The organism is Nocardioides sp. (assembly GCF_024509035.1).
GTDB lineage: Bacteria > Actinomycetota > Actinomycetes > Propionibacteriales > Nocardioidaceae > Nocardioides.
Genome location: NZ_JANINT010000302.1, coordinates 1 through 22,008, shown reverse-complemented (window position 1 = coordinate 22,008; position 22,008 = coordinate 1). Strand labels below are relative to the sequence as shown.

The 22,008-nt window shown below is 72.2% G+C and carries 22 protein-coding genes; 18 read left to right on the top strand and 4 right to left on the bottom strand.

The window, feature by feature from the left end; all coding sequences use genetic code 11:
• The 7 genes from miaA to Q0L15_RS19565 all read left to right on the top strand — a co-directional run.
• Positions 1-713, top strand: a 713-nt coding sequence (gene miaA, locus Q0L15_RS19595; RefSeq protein WP_296606265.1) for a tRNA (adenosine(37)-N6)-dimethylallyltransferase MiaA, incomplete at its 5' end; no start/stop codon positions are given.
• A gap of 49 nt (positions 714-762) precedes the next feature.
• Positions 763-1,680, top strand: a complete 918-nt coding sequence (locus tag Q0L15_RS19590; protein ID WP_296606263.1) for a helix-turn-helix domain-containing protein — start codon at positions 763-765, stop codon at positions 1,678-1,680.
• The gene (locus Q0L15_RS19585) at positions 1,677-2,201 is read left to right on the top strand and encodes a dihydrofolate reductase family protein (RefSeq protein ID WP_296606261.1); all 525 of its coding nucleotides are present in this window, start codon (positions 1,677-1,679) and stop codon (positions 2,199-2,201) included. The genes Q0L15_RS19590 and Q0L15_RS19585 overlap by 4 nt, the downstream gene beginning before the upstream one ends.
• 18 nt (positions 2,202-2,219) lie before the next feature.
• Positions 2,220-4,040 carry a gamma-glutamyltransferase gene (ggt, locus tag Q0L15_RS19580; RefSeq protein ID WP_296606260.1) on the top strand — a complete coding sequence of 607 codons (1,821 nt, stop codon included), beginning with the start codon at positions 2,220-2,222 and terminating at the stop codon, positions 4,038-4,040.
• Between the two features lie 21 nt (positions 4,041-4,061).
• On the top strand, positions 4,062-4,712 hold the full coding sequence (locus tag Q0L15_RS19575) for a pyridoxamine 5'-phosphate oxidase family protein (RefSeq protein WP_296606258.1): 651 nt from the start codon (positions 4,062-4,064) through the stop codon (positions 4,710-4,712).
• The gene (gene dapF, locus Q0L15_RS19570) at positions 4,705-5,532 is read left to right on the top strand and encodes a diaminopimelate epimerase (RefSeq protein ID WP_296606256.1); all 828 of its coding nucleotides are present in this window, start codon (positions 4,705-4,707) and stop codon (positions 5,530-5,532) included. The genes Q0L15_RS19575 and dapF overlap by 8 nt, the downstream gene beginning before the upstream one ends.
• 62 nt (positions 5,533-5,594) lie before the next feature.
• Positions 5,595-6,371, top strand: coding sequence for an SDR family NAD(P)-dependent oxidoreductase (locus tag Q0L15_RS19565; RefSeq protein WP_296606254.1), 777 nt, complete (start codon positions 5,595-5,597; stop codon positions 6,369-6,371).
• Positions 6,372-6,411: 40 nt separating this feature from the next.
• Here Q0L15_RS19565 and Q0L15_RS19560 read toward each other — a convergent pair whose 3' ends face one another.
• Positions 6,412-6,933 carry a maleylpyruvate isomerase N-terminal domain-containing protein gene (locus Q0L15_RS19560; RefSeq protein WP_296606253.1) on the bottom strand — a complete coding sequence of 174 codons (522 nt, stop codon included), beginning with the start codon at positions 6,931-6,933 and terminating at the stop codon, positions 6,412-6,414.
• Positions 6,934-6,985: 52 nt separating this feature from the next.
• On the opposite strand from Q0L15_RS19560, the gene Q0L15_RS19555 reads away from it, so the two are divergent.
• Complete coding sequence (locus Q0L15_RS19555) at positions 6,986-7,804, top strand: helix-turn-helix domain-containing protein (protein ID WP_296606251.1); 819 nt, start codon at positions 6,986-6,988, stop codon at positions 7,802-7,804.
• Positions 7,805-7,809: 5 nt separating this feature from the next.
• Here the strand turns inward: Q0L15_RS19555 and Q0L15_RS19550 are convergent, their stop codons facing one another.
• The gene (locus Q0L15_RS19550; protein ID WP_296606250.1) at positions 7,810-8,382 is read right to left on the bottom strand and encodes a nucleoside/nucleotide kinase family protein; all 573 of its coding nucleotides are present in this window, start codon (positions 8,380-8,382) and stop codon (positions 7,810-7,812) included.
• Between the two features lie 56 nt (positions 8,383-8,438).
• On the opposite strand from Q0L15_RS19550, the gene hflX reads away from it, so the two are divergent.
• Positions 8,439-9,959, top strand: a complete 1,521-nt coding sequence (gene hflX, locus Q0L15_RS19545; protein ID WP_296606248.1) for a GTPase HflX — start codon at positions 8,439-8,441, stop codon at positions 9,957-9,959.
• A gap of 193 nt (positions 9,960-10,152) precedes the next feature.
• Here the strand turns inward: hflX and Q0L15_RS19540 are convergent, their stop codons facing one another.
• A complete protein-coding gene (locus tag Q0L15_RS19540; RefSeq protein WP_296606246.1) occupies positions 10,153-11,049 on the bottom strand; it encodes an alpha/beta fold hydrolase in 897 nt (298 codons plus the stop codon).
• Between the two features lie 114 nt (positions 11,050-11,163).
• Between Q0L15_RS19540 and Q0L15_RS19535 the strand changes: the two genes are divergently transcribed.
• The 9 genes from Q0L15_RS19535 to Q0L15_RS19495 all read left to right on the top strand — a co-directional run bounded on the left by Q0L15_RS19535 (position 11,164) and on the right by Q0L15_RS19495 (position 21,762).
• Positions 11,164-11,856, top strand: coding sequence for an SGNH/GDSL hydrolase family protein (locus Q0L15_RS19535; RefSeq protein WP_296606245.1), 693 nt, complete (start codon positions 11,164-11,166; stop codon positions 11,854-11,856).
• Positions 11,857-11,900: 44 nt separating this feature from the next.
• Entirely contained in the window at positions 11,901-13,091 is a 1,191-nt protein-coding gene (locus Q0L15_RS19530) for an ROK family transcriptional regulator (RefSeq protein WP_296606243.1), read from the top strand.
• A 224-nt stretch (positions 13,092-13,315) separates the two neighbouring features.
• A complete protein-coding gene (locus Q0L15_RS19525; RefSeq protein ID WP_296606242.1) occupies positions 13,316-14,539 on the top strand; it encodes an ROK family transcriptional regulator in 1,224 nt (407 codons plus the stop codon).
• Complete coding sequence (locus Q0L15_RS19520) at positions 14,536-16,074, top strand: sugar ABC transporter ATP-binding protein (RefSeq protein ID WP_296606240.1); 1,539 nt, start codon at positions 14,536-14,538, stop codon at positions 16,072-16,074. The genes Q0L15_RS19525 and Q0L15_RS19520 overlap by 4 nt, the downstream gene beginning before the upstream one ends.
• Complete coding sequence (locus Q0L15_RS19515) at positions 16,071-17,114, top strand: ABC transporter permease (RefSeq protein WP_296606239.1); 1,044 nt, start codon at positions 16,071-16,073, stop codon at positions 17,112-17,114. The genes Q0L15_RS19520 and Q0L15_RS19515 overlap by 4 nt, the downstream gene beginning before the upstream one ends.
• A gap of 102 nt (positions 17,115-17,216) precedes the next feature.
• Positions 17,217-18,287 (top strand): substrate-binding domain-containing protein, encoded by a 1,071-nt coding sequence (locus Q0L15_RS19510; protein WP_296606238.1) that lies wholly within the window; start codon positions 17,217-17,219, stop codon positions 18,285-18,287.
• 82 nt (positions 18,288-18,369) lie between these two features.
• Complete coding sequence (locus tag Q0L15_RS19505) at positions 18,370-19,563, top strand: Gfo/Idh/MocA family oxidoreductase (protein ID WP_296606236.1); 1,194 nt, start codon at positions 18,370-18,372, stop codon at positions 19,561-19,563.
• Complete coding sequence (xylA, locus tag Q0L15_RS19500; protein WP_296606235.1) at positions 19,556-20,731, top strand: xylose isomerase; 1,176 nt, start codon at positions 19,556-19,558, stop codon at positions 20,729-20,731. The genes Q0L15_RS19505 and xylA overlap by 8 nt, the downstream gene beginning before the upstream one ends.
• A 26-nt stretch (positions 20,732-20,757) precedes the next feature.
• The gene (locus Q0L15_RS19495; RefSeq protein ID WP_296606233.1) at positions 20,758-21,762 is read left to right on the top strand and encodes a sugar phosphate isomerase/epimerase; all 1,005 of its coding nucleotides are present in this window, start codon (positions 20,758-20,760) and stop codon (positions 21,760-21,762) included.
• Between the two features lie 115 nt (positions 21,763-21,877).
• Here the strand turns inward: Q0L15_RS19495 and Q0L15_RS25030 are convergent, their stop codons facing one another.
• Positions 21,878-22,000 carry a hypothetical protein gene (locus tag Q0L15_RS25030; RefSeq protein ID WP_366939613.1) on the bottom strand — a complete coding sequence of 41 codons (123 nt, stop codon included), beginning with the start codon at positions 21,998-22,000 and terminating at the stop codon, positions 21,878-21,880.
• Positions 22,001-22,008: the final 8 nt, after the last annotated feature.

Genomic DNA, 22,008 nt, shown 5'->3' with positions numbered 1-22,008 from the left:
CCGTCGCGGAGTTCCAGGGGTGGGCGCGCGCCGCGATCGGCGAGATCCGGGGCCGGCGACGGGTGCCCGTGCTGGTCGGCGGATCGGCGCTCTACACCCGCGCGATCCTGGACCGCTTCGAGTTCCCCGGGACCGACGAGGCGGTGCGGCAGCGGCTGGAGGTGGAGCTCGCCGAAATCGGTCCGGCCGTGCTGCACGAGCGGCTGCGCTCGGTCGATCCCGCGGCTGCCGCGCAGATCCTCGTCGAGAACGGTCGCCGCATCGTGCGCGCGCTGGAGGTCGTCGAGATCACCGGCCGGCCGTTCTCCGCGTCGCTGCCGACGTTGGAGTACGCCGACCCGCACACCGTGCAGGTCGGCGTCGACATCGACCGGCCCACGCTCGACGAGCGGATCGCCGCCCGCGTCGACGCGATGTTCGAGGCGGGGTTCGTCGCCGAGGTGGAGCGGCTGCTCGAGGAGGGCCTGGCCCAGGGTCGCACCGCCGGTCGCGCGATCGGCTACCGCGAGGTGTCGGCGTACCTCGCCGGCGAGCTGAGCCTCGACGAGGCCCGCGAGCGCACGGTCATCGCCACCCGCCGCTTCGCCCGCCGCCAGGACTCCTGGTTCCGCAAGGACCCCCGGATCACCTGGATCAGGTACGACGACCCCGACCTGGTCGATCTCGCCGTGGCCGCCACCACCGCCCTCCCACGCCGGCTCGGCGCTGGGTGAGCAAGATCGGTCAAGCGGCCGAGGGCCGACCGGCGCCAGACTGATCGGCATGGCGGGACGGGATCGGCTGCGCGAGCTGCTGGACGCGGTGCTGGACGGGCAGCACGCGTCGCTGGAGGAGATGGCGGTCGGGGCGTTCGCGTCGCCGTACCACTTCAGCCGGCAGCTCTCGGCCGGGGCTGGGGAGGCGCCGGTCGCGATGCGGCGGCGGGTGATGCTCGAGCGCGCGGCCTGGCAGCTGCGGCAGGGCACGTCGGTGACCGACGCGGCGTTCGCCGCCGGATACGACTCCGTCGAGGGGTTCAGCCGCGCCTACGCCCGCGGGTTCGGCCATCCGCCGTCGGAGACGGGCGCCCGGGCCGGCACGCAGGGCCACTGGCTGCCGGCGCCGAACGGCATCCACTTCCATCCACCCACGTCGCTGTGGGTGCACACCGGGGAGCACACGATGACCCAGCCGCTGGACCTGATGGTCCATCACGACCTCGACGACACCCGTGCGCTCATCGACCACGCCGAGCAGCTGCCGGAGGCCGACTACCGCCGGGAGCTGCGCCCCGGCCTGGTGGTCTCGGAGTGGGAGGGCCCCGAGCCGTCGGTCGCGGCGGTGCTCGAGCGGACCGTGTTCACCAAGGAGGTGTGGCTCGCGGCGATCCTCGGCCGCGAGCTCCCGACCGACCGCTCGGACGACCCCGCCGCCCTGCTCGAGCGTCACGACGACCTGGCGCAGCGCTGGCTGGAGACGGTCCGCGACATCGGCCGGCGCGACGCCTGGGACGACCTGATCGTCGACGCGCTGTGCGAGCCGCCCGAGAGCTTCGTGGTCGGCAGCATCCTCGCCGACGTGCTGACGTACGCCGCCCACCGCCGGATGACCGTGCGCGCCATGCTGCGCGAGCTCGGCCACGAGACCGACGGAGGCGATCCCATCACCTGGCTGCGACGACGATCCGGAGGCACCCCATGACGACGATCTACTACACCGCCAGCTCGCTCGACGGCTTCATCGCCGATCCCGAGAACTCCCTGAGCTGGCTGCTCAGCCGCGACATCGCCGACGACGGGCCGATGAGCTACGCGAGCTTCCGGCCCCGCATCGGCGCGGCCGCCCTGGGCGCGACGACCTACCAGTGGATCCTCGACAACGACCCGGGCGGGTGGGACTTCACGATGCCCGCGTGGGTCTTCACCCACCGCGACTTCGCGCCGCAGGACGGCATCACCGTCACCACCGACGACGTGCGCGAGGTCCACGCGGCCATGACCGAGGCGGCCGGCGGCAAGGACCTGTGGCTGATGGGTGGCGGCGATCTCGTCGGGCAGTTCGCCGACGCCGGTCTGCTGGACGAGGTGTGGGTGCAGTACGCCCCGGTGACCCTGGGCGGCGGCGCGCCGCTGCTGCCGCGACGTCTCGAGCTGCGGCTCGAGGAGCAGGGCCAGAACCGCGAGTTCCTCTGCGCGCGCTACGCGGTTTCGCCGGCCGGCTGACCGGGCACGGGCCCGGGTATGCGTCGTCTCGGGATCGTCGTACCGCTCGCCCTGTCCGTCCTCCTCTCCTCCGCGCTGCTCGCGCCACCCGCGGATGCTGCGCCCGACGGCCCACCGAAGGTCCCGACCGCGCGGGGGTACGGCGGCGGCGTCGCGTCCGTCGACCCGTACGCCTCCCGCATCGGGCTGCAGGTGCTGCGCCGCGGTGGCAACGCCGTCGACGCCGCGGTCGCGACCGCGGCTGCGCTCGGGGTGACCGAGCCGTTCAGCGCCGGCATCGGTGGTGGCGGCTACTTCGTCTACTACGACGCGCAGTCCGGCAGCGTCCACACGATCGACGGTCGTGAGACGGCCCCGGCCGCGATGCCGCACGACGCGTTCATCAACCCCAGGACCGGCAAGCCCTACGGCTTCTCGCCCGCGCTGGTGACCAGCGGGGTGTCGGTGGGCGTGCCCGGCACGCTCGCCACCTGGCAGCGTGCGCTGGAACGCTGGGGGACCCGCTCACTGGCCCAGTCGCTCGAACCGGCGGAGACCCTGGCGCGCCGAGGGTTCGTCGTCGACGAGACGTTCCACGGCCAGGTCGTGCAGAACGAACGCCGTTTCCACGCCTTCACGCCGACCCGCAGGCTCTACTACCGCGGCGGGCACGCCCCCCGGGTCGGCAGCGTCTTCCGCAACCCCGACCTCGCGCGCACCTACGACCTCCTGGCCGACCGCGGCACCCGCCCGTTCTACGAAGGACGGCTGGCGGGCCAGATCGTCCGAGCCGTCCGGCGCCCGCCGACGACGAAGAGCACGACGCTGCCGGTGCCGCCGGGCCACATGGTCCGCCGCGACCTCGCCCGCTACCGAGCGCTCGACCAGCAGCCGACGCACATCGGCTACCGCGGCCTCGACGTCTACGGCATGGCGCCGTCCTCGTCCGGCGGCTCGACGGTCGGGGAGGCCCTCAACATCCTCGAGCGCTACGACCTCGGCTCCCTCCCCCGTGCCGAGGCCCTGCACCTCTACCTCGAGGCCAGTGCGCTCGCGTTCGCCGACCGTTCGGCGTACGTCGGCGACCCGTCCCAGGTCGACGTACCCCTCGACGACCTGCTCAGCGACGACTTCGCCGCCGAGCGCGCCTGTGGGATCGATCCGGCGCAGGCCGCGGACAAGCCGGTCGCGGCCGGCGACGTGTCGTCGTACGACGGCCTCTGCGCCCCCGGCCGCGCTGCCGGGACGGCCGCCCGTGACACCGAGAACGTCGAGACCACCAACCTCACCGTGGCCGACCGGTGGGGCAACGTCGTCGAGTACACGCTGACGATCGAGCAGACCGGCGGCTCGGGGATCGTGGTGCCGGGCCGCGGGTTCCTGCTCAACAACGAGCTCACCGACTTCAGCCCGGTCTACGACCCCGAGGACCCCAACCGCATCGAGCCGCTCAAGCGGCCGCGCAGCTCGATGGCGCCGACGATCGTGCTGCGCGACGACAAGCCGCTCCTCGCGGTCGGGTCGCCCGGCGGCTCCACGATCATCACGACGGTGCTGCAGATCCTGGTCGACCGCCTCGACCTCGGCATGAGCCTGCCGGAGGCGATCGCGGCCGGCCGCGCCAGCCAGCGCAACACGCCCGCCGACCTCGCGGAGCCCGCCTTCGTGCGCAGGTACGGCGACGCGCTCGAGGCGCTCGGCCATGACGTGGAGACCTATGACGACATCTTCACCGGCACCCACGAGATCGGTGCGGCCACCGGCATCGAGTTCGGACCCGGCGGCCGGCTCACGGTCGCGGCCGAGCCGGACCGGCGCGGAGGTGGCTCAGCCACCGTCGTACGCCGTCAACCGAGGTGACGGCGCCAGTACCGTAAAGGCGTGGAGACCGCCCCCGTCGAACGCGCCTGGACCGAGATCGACACCGTCGAGGAGCTCGTCGGCCTGCTCGGCGAGCCCAACGCCCGCGCCCGGGACAAGGGCCGCACCGCGCTGCTCGACGTCGATCGCGACTGGCTCGCGGCCTCGCCGTTCTGCGTGCTCGCGACCTCGTCGGCCGACGGCCGCTGCGACGCGTCACCGAAGGGCGACCCGGCGGGCAGCCTGGTTCACGTCATCGACGAGCACACGATCGCGATCGCGGAGCGCCCCGGCAACAAGCGGGCCGACGGCTACAAGAACATCCTCGAGAACCCCCATGTCGGGCTGAACTTCCTGATCCCCGGCCGCGGCGACACGCTGCGGATCAACGGCCGCGCCCGGTTGGTCAGCGACGCGCCGTTCTTCGACGAGATGGTCGTCAAGGGGCACCGGCCGCTGCTGGCCGTGGTCGTCGAGATCGAGGAGGTCTTCTTCCACTGCGCCAAGGCGTTCTTGCGCTCGGGACTGTGGAAGCCCGAGACCTGGGACCCCGAGGGGGTCGTCCCGCGCCGGGCGGTGATCGCGGCGACCGTCGAGCCCAGCGGGCTCACGCCCGAGCAGCTGGACGACTACTACCGGCCCGAGAACTACGAGCGAGGTCTCTATGCCTGAGCCCTACCCGTTCCTCAAGGGGCACGGCACCGAGAACGACTTCGTGCTGCTGCCCGACCACGACGGCACGATCCACGGGGGGCTGTCCGCCGAGGAGATGGCGCAGCGCGTGCGCGCACTGTGCGACCGGCGCGCCGGCATCGGTGGTGACGGGGTGCTGCGCGTCGTACGTCGTGAGGGCCGGTGGTTCATGGACTACCGCAACGCCGACGGCTCGATCGGCGAGATGTGCGGCAACGGCCTCCGGGTCTTCGTGCGGCACCTGGTCGAGGAGGGCCTCGTCGACCCCGCGTCGCCGGTCGAGGTCGACACGCGCGACGGTCTGAAGGTCGTCGCGGTCGACGGCGACCTGATCACGGCCGACCTCGGCACCCCGAAGGTCCTCGGTGACACCGTGGTGGGGGTCGGCACCCGCAGCTGGCCAGCGCGGCACGTCAACATGGGCAACCCGCATGCGGTGGCGTTCGTCGACTCCCTGGACCCGCACGGGCCGGTGGGGTCGTTGCTCGACCCTCCGAGCCACGACCCGGGGACCTACCCCGAGGGGGTCAACGTGGAGTTCGTCGTGCGCCGCGGCGAGCGGCACGTGGCGATGCGCGTGCACGAGCGCGGCTCGGGGGAGACCCGCTCGTGCGGCACCGGTGCCTGCGCGGTGATGGTGGCCTCGGCGCTCGCCGACGGCACGCGCCCCACCGACGCCGACGTGTCCTACCGCGTCGACGTCCCCGGCGGCACCCTCACCGTTACGTGGACCACCGACGACCGGGTGCTGCTCGCCGGCCCCGCCGTGATCGTCGCGCGGGGGACGGCTGCGCTCTGAGCAGCCGAACCCCGCGACCCGACCGTGACAGCGTGACTGTGAGCGTGGTTATGCTCGCGCCCATGGACATCAACGGAGCCAGTGCCATCGTCACGGGCGCAGCGTCGGGCATCGGCGCGGCCGCCGCCCGCCAGCTCGCCGCCAAGGGCGCGATCGTCGTGGTCGCCGACCTGCAGGCGGACAAGGGTGAGGCGCTCGCCCAGGAGATCGGGGGCGTGTTCGCCCAGGTCGACGTCACCGACACCGACCAGATCCGCGCCGCGGTCGAGGCAGCCGCCGAGATCGCGCCGCTGCGCGCGTGCGTCAACTCCGCCGGCATCGGCTGGGCCCAGCGCACGATCGGCCGTGACGGCGAGTTCGACTCCGCCCACGACCTCGAGGCGTTCCGCAAGGTCATCGCGATCAACCTGATCGGCACCTTCGACATGACCCGGCTGGCCGCCACCGCGATGAGCCGCAACGAGCCCGACGCCGACGGCTGCCGTGGCGCGATCGTCAACCTCGCCAGCGTCGCGGCCTTCGACGGCCAGATCGGCCAGGCGTCGTACTCCGCCTCCAAGGGGGGCGTCGTCGGCATGACGCTCCCGGTCGCCCGCGACCTCTCCGCCGCCGGCATCCGCCTCAACACCGTCGCGCCGGGCCTCATCGACACCCCGATCTACGGCGAGGGCGAGCAGGCCGAGGCGTTCAAGGCCAAGCTCGGCGAGAGCGTGCTGTTCCCCAAGCGCCTCGGCGTCCCGGACGAGCTGGCGAGCATGGTCGTCGAGTGCATCACCAACAGCTACATGAACGGCGAGGTCGTCCGCGTCGACGGCGGCATCCGCATGCCCCCGAAGTGATCCGACGTTGACCCGCCCGAAAGTTTCGGGCGGGTCAACGTTATCGGCGGCCCATCCGCGCGAGCAGCTTCGTCTGCCGGTCGGCGTCGGCGGGCACCTCGACGGGCCGGCCGAACACCCCCTCGTCGTACGCGTGCTCGCCGTAGCCCTCCATGGCCGCCTCCAGCGCATCCATGTCGGCCTCGGTGAAGGTCGTCGGAGCGCCCTGCGAGGAGCCGAGGTCCCAGCCGTGCACGACCATGTCGAAGCCGTAGAAGTCGTCGAGCGTCGCGCCGATCGTGGTGCGGCCGAAGAACCCGTCGTACTCCCGCGCGCGCACCGACCCATCAGCGGCCACGGGACGTACGGCGGCCAGGTGGGCGGCCCAGACCTCGGCCGGTGAGCCCGACGGGCGGTCGCTGACGGGGAGGTCCATCCGGGTCAGGTAGTCGCGCTGGGTGTCGACGACGTGGTCGAGCACGTCGGTGGCGGTCCAGCCCTCGCACGGGCTGGAGGCCGACCAGTCGGTCGTCGCGGTCACGAGGTCGGTGAAACGGTCTGCGGCGTCAAGGAAGAAGTTCATGCCGCTCAGCATCCGGAACCGACCGTCGGTGGCTCTTGCAAGAATCCGACACATGACGGGCAGCGGCCAGATCCGGCGCATCGATCCCACCGAGCGCGCCCACCTGCTCGACCCCAGCGGCTACAGCCCGCCCATCCACCGGTTCGCGCCCTCGCCCGACCTGGCGGCCGTCGTGCGGCGCTACTGGATGCCGGTGTGGTCCCTGCCGGAGGGCCACGTGTCGGTCCAGCGGGTCCTGCAGTACCCCGTCTGCCTGGTCGTTGTCTCCGACACCTACGCGATGCTCGTCGGTCCGAGCAGCGGGCTGTCCACCACCGAGCTGAGCGGCTCCGGGTGGGCGCTCGGCACCATGCTGCAGCCGGCCGCCGGCCTCACGCTCGTGGGCGGTCCCGTGCAGCGGCTCACCGACGCGGCAGTGCCCTTCGCTGACGCCGACCTCGTCGACAGCATCCGCGCGACCGTGGGCGTCGACCCGCACGACCCCGACCGACGCCACGCCGCGGTCAGCCTCATGGAGGACTGGCTGCGGCGGCTGCTGCCCGTCGACGACGAGGGGCTGCTGGTCAACGCGATCGTCGAGTACGTCGAGGGCGACTCCGACGTCCACCGGGTCGGCCAGGTGTGCGAGAAGTTCTCGATCACCGAGCGCACCCTCCAGCGGCTCACCGCCCGCCGCATCGGTCTCAGCCCCAAGTGGCTGGTCCAGCGCCGCCGGCTCCACGAGGCCGCCGAGCGGCTGCGCGCCGACGACCGTCCCGACCTCGCCCGGGTCGCGGCCGACCTCGGCTATGCCGACCAGGCCCACTTCGGTCGCGACTTCCGTGCGGTCACCGGCCTCACGCCGGGGGAGTTCGCGGCCGAGGGCGGCTGACGCGGTCACCCGAGCTCGACCACCAGGTCGGCGCGTTCGCGACAGGCCTCGACGAGCCGGGCATTGGGCTCGTCCACGCTGGCGACCCAGGCGCGCGCCTCCTCCGGGGTCTTCCCGAACCGGATGTGCCGCTCGACCAGCCGCTCGACGCGCACCGCGTCGTCGAGGACCACGTGCCAGACGGCGTCGAGCGATGCACGCACCGCCCGCCACCGCGGCTCGTCGAGCAGCAGGTAGTTGCCCTCGGTCACGACCGGCCCCGTGGCCGGCACCGCGATCGCGCCGGCGATCGGCTGCTCGAGGTCGCGCTCGAACATCGGCGCGACGACGTCGGCCTCGCCGGCCCGGATCCGCCGCAGCAGGACGGCGTACCCCTCCGCGTCGAACGTCTCGGGCGCGCCCTTGCGCTCGCGCAGGCCGCGACGGACCAGCTCGACGTCGGCGTAGTGGAATCCGTCCATCGGGACCACGGCGACCCCGTCGCGCTCGCGCAAGGCGGCCGCGAGCGTGGACTTGCCGGCGCCGGGTGCTCCGGTGATCCCGAGGAGGCGGAGGCCGGACGGGACCGGGGGAATCACGGTTCCAGGTTAAGCGTTGGTCTGGACAGATGAACGAAACGTACGCTGTTCCCCATATGACGAACGCACCCGACTTCAACCTCGACTCCGAGCTCGAGGCCACACAGGGATGGGATGACCCCGACGGCGCCGACGAGTACGTCGACGACGCCGACGACTTCGAGTCGGGGTACGCCGAGCCCGACCTGGACGAGCCCGACCCCGAGGAGCTCTCCACCGGCGACCTCGACCTCGCCGAGCGCCACCAGCTGCGCCGCGTCGCGAGCCTGCGCACCGAGCTCGAGGACATCACCGAGGTCGAGTACCGCCAGCTGCGCCTCGAGCGCGTGGTGCTCGTCGGCGTCTGGACCGAGGGCTCGGTCGAGGACGCCGAGAACTCCATGGCCGAGCTCGCGCTGCTCGCCGAGACCGCCGGCTCGGAGGTCCTCGACGCGATCTACCAGCGGCGCCAGACGCCCGACCCGGCGACCTACATCGGCCGCGGCAAGACCGAGGGCCTGCGCGAGATCGTGCAGGCGACCGGCGCCGACACCGTGATCTGCGACGGCGAGCTCGCGCCCAGCCAGCTGCGCAACCTCGAGGACCGGCTCAAGGTCAAGGTCGTCGACCGCACCGCGCTGATCCTCGACATCTTCGCCCAGCACGCGAAGTCCAAGGAGGGCCAGGCCCAGGTCGAGCTGGCCCAGCTCAACTACATGAAGCAGCGCCTGCGCGGCTGGGGTGGCAACCTCTCGCGCCAGGCCGGTGGCCGTGTGGCCGCGGGTGCCGGCATCGGCGGTCGTGGTCCTGGTGAGACCAAGATCGAGACCGACCGCCGCCGCATCAACACCAAGATCGCCAAGCTGCGCCGCGAGCTGCGCGACATGAAGGGCACCCGCGACACCAAGCGCCAGGAGCGCCGACGACACCGCATCCCGAGCGTCTCGATCGCCGGCTACACCAACGCCGGCAAGTCCTCGCTGCTCAACCGGCTGACCGACGCCGGGGTCCTCGTCGAGGACGCGCTGTTCGCGACGCTCGACCCGACCACGCGGCGTACGACCACCTCCGACGGCCGGGTCTACACGATGAGCGACACCGTGGGGTTCGTGCGGCACCTGCCCCACCAGCTGGTCGAGGCGTTCCGCTCGACGCTGGAGGAGGTCGCCGACTCCGACCTGATCCTGCACGTGGTGGACGGGTCCCACCCCGACCCCGAGGGCCAGATCAGCGCCGTGCGCGAGGTGTTCGCCGAGATCGGCGCCACCGACGTGCCCGAGCTGGTCGTGATCAACAAGGCCGACGCCGCCGACCCGATGGTGCTGGCCCGGCTGCGCCAGCGCGAGCCGCACTCGGTCGTCGTCTCGGCCAGGACCGGCGAGGGGATCGCCGAGGCGCTGCGCACGATCGAGGGCGAGCTGCCCCGCCCGAGCGTGGAGTTCACCGCTCTGGTGCCCTACGAACGCGGCGACCTGATCAACCGGCTGCACCAGCACGGCGAGATCGACTCCATGGAGCACACCGGCGACGGCACGATCGTCGTCGGGCGCGCCAACGAGGACCTCGCCGGAGAGCTGGCCGCCTACCCGGTGGGGTGACGGAGAGTAGGGGCTGAGCCGCCGAGCCGGCTCAGCGCGCGGGATCGATCCAGCGCGAGCCTCAGCTCGCCGCGGGCGCCCATTCCGGGCGCGGTCCGGTGATCTCGTCGAACGAGATCCCGAGGTCGCGTTCGACCTCGGCACAGATAGGCGTCTCTTCCATGGGACGAGCGTTACCCACGCTCCGCTCGATTCATGCGCCGGCGCGGAGATCCGCCAGTCGCAGCAGGTCGGCGAGGATCTCGTCGAGCTTGGTGACCAGCGACAGGTGCCCCTCGTCCTCGAACAGGTGCGCCTGGGCGCCGGGGACGTGGACGGCCAGCCAGGCGCCGTGCTCGTAGGGGACCATGGCGTCCTGGCGGCCCTGCCAGATCGCCACCGGGACGGTGATGTCGGCCAGGTCGAAACCCCACGGCGCCACCGCGGCGAGCCCGTCGTCACGCACTCCGGCGGCGCCCTGGGCGCCGGCGCGGTGGAACGTCCGGCTCAGCCAGTCGGCGAAGTCGGGTGTGAGGGCGTCGCGGTCGACGGGCGTCACCAGTCCGCCCATCCCGTCGGCCAGCTCGTCGGGCGAGGCCGCGAGCATCGGCAGCATGTGCTCGACGACGTACGCCTCGTAGGTCTCCCGGCCGGCCTCGGCGGCGTGGTACTCCTCGTGGTTCTCCTCAGCCATCCCCGCGAACCAGTCCAGGTCGGGGGCGTCGTACGGCGCCACGCCCGCCAGCGACGCCGCGGCCCGGCACCGGTCCGGCAGCAGCGCGGCGCACGCCAGGGCCCGCGGACCGCCGCCCGACCAGCCGAGCGTGACGAAGTCGTCGACCCCGAGCGCGTCGAGCACGGCCCTCGACTCGATCACGTCGTCGGCGTACCGCCCGGCCGCCGGTCGCGGCGTCGAGCCGCCGTAGCCGGGCCGGGAGTAGGTGAGCATCCTCAGTCCGTGCGAGCGCGCCGCCCCGTCGACCAGGTCCCACGGCGCGGCCGCCGAGGGGGAGCCGCCGTGGAAGAGCCACGGGTAGCCGGAAGGATCGCCGCCGGTGAGCACCTCCACGGTCCGGCCGTCGGGCAGGGTCACGTCCAGGAGCTCGCTCATGGCGCCCAGCCTGACAGGATTTCTTGCGGATTCATCACGGGTTGGCAACATCGCCCGCGCCGTACCGGTCTGGACCGCATCATGGCTGTCGTGGTCCTCCGGGGGGTCGCGAGCATGGGCTCGCATCGGTCTTTACGCCGTCGCACTGCTGCGCTCGGCGCGGTCTTCGTCCTCGTGGTCGTCGCGCTGCTCGTCGTGCACGTCGCCGACGGTGCCCGGGCCGACGCCGACCGCTGCGAGCGGTTCGCACACGACTCGGCCGCCCGGGCCGCCACGGTGACCGGGACCGGTGCGCGCGTGGTGGTCATCGGCGACTCCTGGTCGGCCGGCCTCGGCCTCGAGCGCCCCGCTGCGTCCTGGCCGTCCCGGCTGCCGGGCACCGTGCACGTGGCGGGCTTCTCCGGGTCGGGCTTCGCGTCGCACGCCAGCGCCTGCCGCCGCGTCGCCTTCGCCGACCGGACGGCGGCCGCGGTGCGTGGGGGCGCCGATCTGGTCGTCGTCGAGGGCGGGCTCAACGACTACGACCAGCCCGACGCCGAGATCCGAGCCGGGTTCGCCCGGTTGATGCTGACCCTCGAGGGCCGCAGCGTCGTCGTGGTCGGCCCGGCGAGCGCGCCGTCGCGCGCCGCCGCCGTACCCCACGTCGACGCCCTGCTCGCCTCCCTCGCCGAGCAGTACGGCGTCCCCTACGTCCGCACGTCGGGCCTCGCGCTGGACTACCTCGACGATCGGCTCCACCTCACGGCCGCCGGCCACCAGGAGTTCGGGGACTACGTGGCGGCCAGGATCGCGGAGCTGGGCGTCTGACCGGTCGGCGTCCGTCGCTGGGTGCCGCGTGGGAGTATCCCTCCGTGCGCCATTCCCTGGCCGGTCGGGCCGAGACCCCCACGCAGGCCCGGCTGCTCGCCGAGCTCCGTGACGAGGGTCCGCTGTCCAAGGCCCAGCTCGCCGACCGGCTCCAGGTGTCTCGGACCACCATCGCCGCGGAGGTCGCCCGCCTGGGCGAGCTCGGCCTGGCGCAGGAGGCGGGCCCTGCTGCGTCGCGCGGCGGGCGACGCTCGACGATGGTCGACCTGGCCGAGGAGATCCGGTTCGTCGGCATCGCGATCGGTGCCACCGGCATGTCCGTCGGCGTGACCGACGGGCGTCTGGCCGTGCTCGCCACCCGCCATCAGCCGTGCGACATCCGGCAGGGCCCCGAGGTCGTCCTCGCGACCGCTCTCGAGCAGGTGCGCGAGCTGCTGGCCGAGGTCGGGGTGACCCGGCTCGCCGGCGCCGGCGTCGGGGTGCCCGGCCCGGTGGACTTCCACCGCGGGGTGCCGGTCTCGCCGCCGATCATGCCCGGGTGGGACGGCTACCCGGTCCGCGACGCGGTGTCTCGAGAGCTGGGCTGCCCGGTGGTGCTCGACAACGACGTGAACATCCTGGCGCTCGGCGAGCAGCACGCCGGCGTCGCCAAGGGCGCCAGCGACTTCCTGTTCGTCAAGATCGGCACCGGCATCGGCTGCGGCATCGTCATCGGCGGCGAGCTCTACCGCGGCGTCGACGGCTGCGCCGGCGACATCGGGCACATCCGGGTCGACGACTTCGGGCCGACCTGTGCGTGCGGCAACACCGGCTGCCTGGAGGCGTTCTCCGGTGGGGCGGCGCTCGCCCGCGACGCGACGGCCGCCGCCCGCGCGGGCCGCTCGCCGGTCCTGGCGGCCCTGCTGGAGGAGAAGGGTGAGCTGACCGCCGCCGACGTCGGACTGGCCGTCTCGCGCGGTGACGCCCAGGCCGTCCAGCTGATCCGTGACAGCGGGCGGCACATCGGGCACGTGCTCGCCAGCCTGGTCTCGTTCTTCAACCCCGGCCTGATCGTGATCGGCGGCCGGGTCACCGGCCTCGGGCACGGCCTGCTGGCCGAGATCCGTGGCGTCACCTACCGCCGCTCCCTCTCCCTGGCCACCGGCAGCCTGCCGATCGTGCTCAGTGAGCTGGGCGACGAGTGCGGCGTGATCGGTGCTGCCCGCCTGATCAGCGACTCCGTCTACGCCGCCTGAGCGTTCCTGACCCGATCGCTTCGTCCGGAGCGCTGTCGTTGCGCGGGCTAGACCAGGCGTACTTTGTCAGGTCACTTTTAAAAGTCTGCGGGTGATCTAAGGAACTTTCGCTGGGAAATGCTTGCGGAGCGCTCGAGCGCGGTCCTACTTTGAGTCTCGATCCAACAAACGGGTGACCACGGTCACACAGCCCGGGTGGAGCGAGACGAAGGGAGGGCCGCGTGATGCCGGACACGTCCTCCCGCACCGAGAAGCTCGGCGCCGTGCTGCGCCAGCTGCGCGGCCAGGGCCCGCGCTCGCGCGCCCGTCTCGCCGACGAGCTGGACCTGTCGCGGTCGGCGGTCTCGGGCCTGGTCGTCGAGCTCGAGGAGCTCGGCCTGGTCCGCACCGGCGGCGTCGAGCGCAGCGGCCTGGGCCGCCCCGGCACCACCGTGGAGCTCGACGGTCGGGACGTGTGCGGCCTCGGGGCCGAGATCAGCGTCAACCACGTCTCCGCCGTCGCGCTCGACCTGCGCGGCCGGGTGGTCGCCGAGCGCCGCGAGTCCCTGGACGCCTCCGGCCTCGGCGTGGACGAGGTGCTCGACCGCCTCGTCGCACTGGTGGCCCGCACCGAGGACGAGGTCCGCGCCGCCGGCGCCCAGGTCGTCGGGCTCGGGGTCGGGGTGGCGGGCCTGCTCGACCGCGGCCGCGACGTGCTCACCCTCGGGCCGAACCTCGGGTGGCGCGACGTGCCGCTCGGCGCCGAGCTCCGTGGCCGGCTGGGCGCGGCGTACCCCGTGCTCCTCGACAACGAGGGCAACCTGGCGGCGACCGCCGAGGCGCAGCCCGGCGACCCCACCCGCCAGGACCTGCTGGTGCTGTACGGCGAGGTCGGTCTCGGCGGCGGGATCGTCGCCGACGGTCGGCTGCTGCGCGGCCGCCAGGGGTACGCCGGCGAGATCGGCCACATGATCGTCGATCCCGGCGGCCGCCGCTGCGGCTGCGGTCGGATCGGGTGCTGGGAGACCGTCTGCGGACTCCGGGCGCTGCTCGGCGCGGTCGCCGACCCCGACGACCCGGTGCGCGACCCGAGCCTCTCGCTCGACGACCGGCTGGCCGAGATCGACCGCCGCGCCCGGCTCGGCGATGCCCGCACCGTCGCCGCGCTCGACCAGGTGGGCGGCTGGCTCGGCATCGGAGCCGCGATCCTCACCAACGCCCTCAACCCCGGGGCCATCGTGCTGAGCGGCTACTTCGCCCACCTGGGCCGGCACCTGCGCCCGGCGATGGAGCAGCAGCTCGCCGCCGGCGTGGTGGCCCCCCACGTGGGCGGCACCCAGGTCGTGGTCTCGACGCTCGGCTTCGCCGCCGCTGTGCGCGGCGGCGCTGCGGTCGTGCTCGAGGCCGTCTTCACCGATCCGACGCTCGTCACGCGGCCGCCGGCCGCCGTCTCCGGAGGAGCCCGATGACCAGCCAGATGACCGGCGCGCCCGGCGCCCAGCCGCTGCTCCAGATGACCGGCATCGTCAAGGAGTTCCCCGGTGTCCGCGCCCTGGACGGCGTCGACCTCGACGTGCGTGCCGGCGAGGTGCACTGCCTGATCGGCCAGAACGGCGCCGGCAAGTCGACGCTGATCAAGGTGCTCTCGGGCTTCCACCACCCCGACGGGGGCACGATCGCCTGGGACGGCGAGGAGGCCTCGTTCTCGACGCCGGCGAAGGCCATCGACCGCGGTGTCGCGACGATCTACCAGGAGCTCGACCTGGTGCCCCACCTCGACGTCGCCGAGAACGTCTTCCTCGGTCACGAGGTGTCCAGGGCGGGCTTCACCCACCGGCACCGCGCCTACGAGCGGGTCCGCGAGCTCCTGGCCCGGCTCGGTCACCCGGAGATCTCGCCGACCCGGATCGTCGGCGAGCTCTCGCCGGCCAAGCAGCAGATCGTGAGCATGGCGCGGGCGCTCTCGCGCAACACCCGGCTGCTGATCCTCGACGAGCCCTCGGCGGTCCTCGACCAGGAAGAGGTCACCAACCTCTTCCGGGTGATCCGTGACCTCGCCGCCGCGAACGTGGCCGTCGTCTACATCTCCCACCGGTTGGAGGAGATCCGCGAGATCGGGGACCGGATCACTGTCTTGAAGGACGGCCGCACCGTGGCCACCGGTCTCGCGGTCGCCGACACCCCGACCTCGGAGCTGATCCGGCTGATGACCGGCCGCTCCATCCAGTACGTCTTCCCTCCGCGGGCGGAGCGCGGGCCCGACCTCGGTGGTCCGGTCCTCGAGGTGCGCGGCCTCGGTCTCGCCGGCGTGTTCACGGGCGTCGACCTCACCGTGCGCGCCGGTGAGATCGTCGGACTCGCGGGCCTCGTCGGCGCGGGCCGGTCGGAGATCCTCGAGACCGTGTACGGCGCTCGCCGGGCGTCGACCGGCACCGTCGCCGTCGACGGCAAGGTCCTGCGCCGCGGCTCGGTCGGCCACGCGGTCCGGGCCGGCATCGGCCTGGCACCCGAGGAGCGCAAGAGCCAGGCCCTGCTGCTCGACGAGGCCGTGTACAAGAACATCACGGTCTCCACGATGGCCCGGTTCGCCCGGCTGGGCTTCCTCGACCAGCGCGAGGAGCGTCGGCGTGCTCTCGAGCTGACCCGGAGCATGGACGTACGACCCGACGGGGTGACCCGCGCGGCCAACACCTTGTCGGGCGGCAACCAGCAGAAGGTCGTGCTCGCCCGCTGGCTGCTGCGCGACTGCCGGGTGCTCCTGCTCGACGAGCCCACCCGCGGCGTCGACGTCGGCGCCCGCTCGGAGATCTACCAGCTCATCCGGTCACTCGCCGACCGCGGCGTCGCCGTCGTGGTCGTGTCCAGCGAGATCGACGAGGTGCTCGGCCTGGCGGACCGCGTCCTCGTCGTCCGGGAGGGCGAGGTCGTCCACGAGTCCGCTGCCACTGCGATCGACGAGGCAGGGGTCCTCGACCTCGTCATGGAAGGAAGGGTTCCCGCATGAGCCACGACACCGCCCGCGTCGAGCGGGCCGCGCTCGAGACCGATCGTGAGTACAACCCTGCTCTGGCCCTGCTCCGCACCAGCGTCGGCCGCAACGCGGGACTCGTCGTCGCGCTGGCGCTGATCTGTGTCGTGGGCGCGGTCAGTGCGGGCGACCGGTTCACCTCCACCGACAACGCGCTGACGGTCCTGCGGCTCGCCGCCACCATCGGCGTCGTCAGCATCGGCATGACGTTCGTGATCATCGGCGGCGGCATCGACCTCTCGGTCGGCGCGATCGTCGCGCTGTCGTCGGTGTGGTGCACGACCCTGGCCAGCCAGCAGTTCGCCGAGGACAGCCACTGGACCATGATGGTCCTGATCGCGATCCTGGTCGGAGCCGGCTGCGGCCTGGTGAACGGGTTGCTGATCGCCTACGGCAACATCGTGCCGTTCATCATGACGCTGGCGATGCTGGCCAGCGCCCGCGGCCTCGCCGAGATCATCAGCGACAAGAAGACCCAGATCCTCGGCGCCAAGGGCACCGACGTCAGCGGCTTCAAGGACTTCTTCAACCGGGAGATCCTCGGCGTCGACGTCTCCATCTGGATCTTCGCGATCGTCGCGGTCATCGGCTGGGTGCTGCTCAACCGCACCACGTTCGGCCGCCGCACCGTCGCCGTGGGCGGCAACCCGGAGGCCGCCCGGCTCGCAGGCATCAACGTCAAGCGCCACACCGTCTACCTCTACGTCCTCGTCGGCGTCTGCGCGGGCATCGCCGCCCTGCTGCTGGTGGCCCGCACCACGACCGGCAGCTCGACCCACGGGAACCTCTACGAGCTCGACGCCATCGCCGCGGTCGTCATCGGCGGCACCCTGCTGACCGGTGGCCGCGGCACGATCGTCGGCACCGTGCTCGGCGTCCTCATCTTCTCGACGCTCACCAACATCTTCATCCTCAACAACCGCTCCTTCTCCGAGCAGTCGCTCTTCAAGGGAGCCATCATCGTCGCCGCCGTGCTCCTGCAGCAGCGGTTGGCGTCTCGGAGCACCACCACCTAGCGGCACCGAGCGGTCCGCCGCGCCACCACTGCACCACACCACCCGCACCACCTGCACCACACCACCCGCACCACCCCAACTGCCCGAGCAAGGAGCACCACCATGTCCCTGCGGTCCACCACCTCGAAGAGCCGCACCCGGCTCGCCACCGGCCTCGTCGCCGGCCTCGCGGTCCTCGCGCTCACCGCCTGCACAAGCAACAGCGACGGCGACGACACGAGCAAGGACGACGCCAACGCACCCGCAGCGGCCCCGGCCGGCTCGAACGACGAGACCGGCGACACGGTCGTCATCGGCTTCTCGGCGCCCGCCGCCGACCACGGCTGGATGGGCTCGATCACCGAGTCGGCCAAGAAGGAGGCCGCGAAGTACGACGACATCGAGCTGCGGGTCGCCGAGGGCACCAACGACGTGGCCGTCCAGATCAGCCAGGTCGAGACCTTCATCAACGACAAGGTCGACGCGATCGTGCTGCTGCCCTTCGACGGCGCCGCGATGACGCCCATCGCGCTCAAGGCGATGGACGCCGGGATCCCGGTCATCAACGTCGACCGCGAGTTCGACGACCCCAACGCCGCCCGCGTCACCGTCCTCGGCGACAACTACGGCATGGGTGTCTCGGCCGGTGCGTACGTCTGCGAGAACGCCGGTGGCGACAAGAACGCCATCGTGGCCGAGCTCGCCGGCATCGACTCGCTGCCGCTGACCCAGGACCGCAGCCAGGGCTTCAAGGACGCGCTCGCCGAGTGTGGCCTCGACGTCGACAACCGGGTCGCCGCCGACTTCACCGTCGAGGGCGGGTCGGACGCCGCCGAGCAGCTGCTGCAGGCCGCGCCGAAGATCGACTTCTTGTGGAACCACGACGACGACCAGGGCGTCGGCGTGCTCGCGGCGATCGAGAACGCCGGTCGTGACGAGTTCACGATGATCGGCGGCGCCGGTTCCAAGAACGCGATGGAGGCCATCCAGTCCGGTGACAGCGTGCTCAAGGCGACGGTCATCTACCCGTCGACCCAGGCCGCCGACGGCATCCGCCTCGCGCGGCTGCTGGTCCAGCAGAAGGCGCTGGCCGACCTCGTCGAGGTCGAGGTGCCCCGCACCGTCCAGCTCTACGCCCCCGTGGTCACCGCGGACAACGTCGACCAGTACATCGACACCGCGTTCGAGTCCTGACCGACACCGGTCGGCAGCACATCGCGGGCCCGCCCCCGCCCCGTCCCGGGGGTGGGCCCGCAGACCTCACGGGAGAGTCACCATGACTGAGTCACCTCGATCCACCCTGCGCGTCGCGATGGTGGGGCATGCCTTCATGGGCAACGCCCACTCGCAGGCCTGGCGCACCGCACCCCACTTCTTCGACCTGCCGCTCACCCCCGAGATGTCGCTCGTCGTCGGCCACGACGCCGGCCGAGCCGCAGCCGCAGCCGTCCGCCTCGGCTGGGACGCCAGCTCCGCCGACTGGCGCGAGGCCGTGACCCGCGACGACGTCGACCTCGTCGACATCTGCACTCCCGGGTCCACCCACGCCGAGATCGCGATCGCGGCGCTCGACGCGGGCAAGCACGTCCTGTGCGAGAAGCCGCTCGCCAACACCGTCGCCGAGGCCGAGGCGATGACCGCCGCTGCCCGGCGTGCCCACGCGAACGGCGTCCGCTCCATGGTCGGCTTCACCTACCGCCGCGTGCCCGCGATCGGGCTGGCCCGCCGGTTGGTCGCCGAGGGCCGGATCGGCGAGATCCGGCACGTGCGCGCGCAGTACCTCCAGGACTGGATCGTCGACCCCGAGGCGCCCTTGTCGTGGCGGCTCGACAAGGCGCAGGCGGGCTCCGGCTCGCTGGGCGACATCGGCGCCCACGTCGTCGACCTCACGCAGTACATCACCGGCGAGCGGATCCGCGAGGTGACCGGCCGTCTGGAGACCTTCGTCAAGGAGCGCCCCTACCCGGCGGGCGAGACCGCCGGCAGCCTCGGGGGCGGCGGGACCACGACCGAGCGCGGCCCGGTCACCGTCGACGACGCCGCGTCGTTCCTCGCGACGTTCACCGGCGGCGCCATGGGTGTCTTCGAGGCGACCCGCTTCGCCACCGGCCGCAAGAACGCGATCCGGATCGAGGTGAACGGCTCCCGGGGCAGCCTCGCGTTCGACTTCGAGGACATGAACGTCCTGGAGTTCTACGACGCCACCCAGGACGACGACACCGCGGGGTTCCGCCGGATCCTCGTCACCGAGCCCACGCACCCGTACGTCGGGCACTGGTGGCCGGCCGGCCACGGGCTCGGCTACGAGCACGGCTTCACCCACCAGGTCGTCGACCTGGTCGGCGCGATCGCCGCCGGCACCGACCCCGCGCCCGGCTTCGCCGACGGGCTCCAGGTCCAGCGCGTGCTGGCCGCCGTCGAGACCAGCTCCGAGACCCGCACCTGGCAGGAGATCCCCACCGATGACTGACGCCTACACCCCACGGCCCGAGGACAAGTTCTCCTTCGGGCTCTGGACGGTCGGCTGGCAGGGGGTCGACGTGTTCGGCCCCGCCAGTCGCGAGCTGCTCGACCCCGTGGCGGCGACGTACCGGCTCGCCGAGCTCGGCGCCGCCGCGGTGACGTTCCACGACGACGACCTGCTGCCCGACGACGCCGAGCGCGAGGCCACCCTCGGGCGGTTCCGCAAGGCCTTGGACGAGACCGGCCTGGTCGTGGAGATGGTCACCACCAACACGTTCTCCGACCCGGTGTTCAAGGAGGGTGCGATCACGGCCAACAGCCGCGAGGTGCGCCGCTACGCACTGGCCAAGGTGCTGCGCAACATCGACCTGGCGGCCTCGCTGGGCGCCCAGACGTTCGTGATGTGGGGCGGCCGCGAGGGTGCCGAGCACGGTGGCAGCAAGAACGTCGCCGCCGCGCTCGATCGCTACCGCGACGCGCTCGACATCGTCTGCGCCTACGTGATCGAGAAGGGCTACCCGATCCGCTTCGCACTCGAGCCCAAGCCCAACGAGCCGCGCGGCGACATCCTGCTGCCGACCATCGGGCACGCGCTCGCGCTGATCGACGAGCTCGACCACCCCGAGCTGGTGGGCCTCAACCCCGAGGTGGGCCACGAGGAGATGGCGGGCCTCAACTTCGCCCACGGCATCACCCAGGCCCTGTGGCACGGCAAGCTCTTCCACATCGACCTCAACGGCCAGCACGGTCCGCGCTTCGACCAGGACCTGCGCTTCGGCGCGGGCAACCTGCGGGGTGCGTTCTGGACCGTCGACGCGATGCTCGGCGCCGGCACCGACCTGCGCTACGACGGCTACGTCCACTTCGACTACAAGCCGCCGCGGGCCGAGGCGATCGACGGGGTCTGGGAGTCCGCGCGCGGCTGCATGCGCAACTACCTGATCCTGCGCGAGCGGGTGCAGGCGTTCCGTGCCGACCCCGAGGTCGCGGCCGCCCTCGACGCCGCGGGCGTCGCCGAGCTCCAGGAGCCCACCGTGGCGCCGGGGGAGTCGCTCGACGACGTACGCGCTCAGTTCACGGAGGGCACCTTCGACCTCGCGACGCTGCGCGAGCGCAGCGTCGCGATGGAGGCCCTCGACCAGCTCGCGATGGAGCACCTGCTCGGCGTGCGCTGAGCCCACCACCTAGGAAGGAACGCACCATGCCACGACCCATCACGCTGTTCACCGGGCAGTGGGCCGACCTGCCGTTCGAGGAGGTCGCCCGGCTCGCGTCGGAGTGGGGCTACGACGGGCTCGAGATCGCCTGCTGGGGCGACCACCTCGACCCGTGGCAGGCCGACGACGACGCCTACGTGCAGGGCAAGCTCGACCTGCTGGAGAAGTACGGGCTGAAGGTCTTCGCGATCTCCAACCACCTCAAGGGCCAGGCCGTCTGCGACGACCCGATCGACGGACGCCACCAGGCGATCCTCTCGGCGAAGATGTGGGGCGACGGCGACCCCGAGGGCGTGCGGCAGCGTGCCGCCGAGGAGATGAAGCTGACCGCGCGGCTCGCGCAGAAGCTCGGCGTCAGGACCGTCATCGGCTTCACCGGGTCCTCGATCTGGAAGTACGTCGCGATGTTCCCGCCGGCCTCCCCGGAGATGATCGACGCCGGCTACCAGGACTTCGCCGACCGGTGGAACCCGATCCTCGACGTCTTCGACGAGTGCGGCGTGCGGTTCGCCCACGAGGTGCACCCCTCGGAGATCGCCTACGACTACTGGACCACCGTGCGCACGATGGAGGCCATCGGGCACCGCGAGGCCTTCGGCCTCAACTGGGACCCCTCGCACTTCGTGTGGCAGGACCTCGACCCGGTCGGGTTCCTGTGGGACTTCCAGGACCGGATCTACCACGTGGACTGCAAGGACGCGAAGCGTCTGACCGGCAACGGTCGCAACGGCCGGCTCGGGTCGCACCTCGCCTGGGCAGACCCCCGCCGCGGCTGGGACTTCGTCTCCACCGGCCACGGCGACGTGCCGTGGGAGCAGTGCTTCCGGATGCTCAACACGATCGGCTACGACGGCCCGATCTCGGTCGAGTGGGAGGACGCCGGCATGGACCGCCTCGTCGGCGCCCCCGAGGCCCTCGAGTTCGTCCGCCGGCTCGCCTTCGACGCCCCCAGCGCCGCGTTCGACGCCGCGTTCGCGACCTCGGACTGAGCGCCGCTCCGGGCCGCCGCGCCTCGCTGTAACGCCGTGTTACCCCACCTCCCGGCCTTGTTGCACCATGGTCGGAGGAAGGGGTAACACGGCGTTACAGCTGGCGGCGGCCCGCTCAGGTGTCCAGGCGCAGAGCAAGCCGCGGGCACATCCGGACGGCGGCGCGGGCGTCGTCGAGCAGCTCCGGGGTGACCTCGCCGGTGACGACCGGGTAGCCCCACTCGTCGAGGTCGACGATCTCGGGCA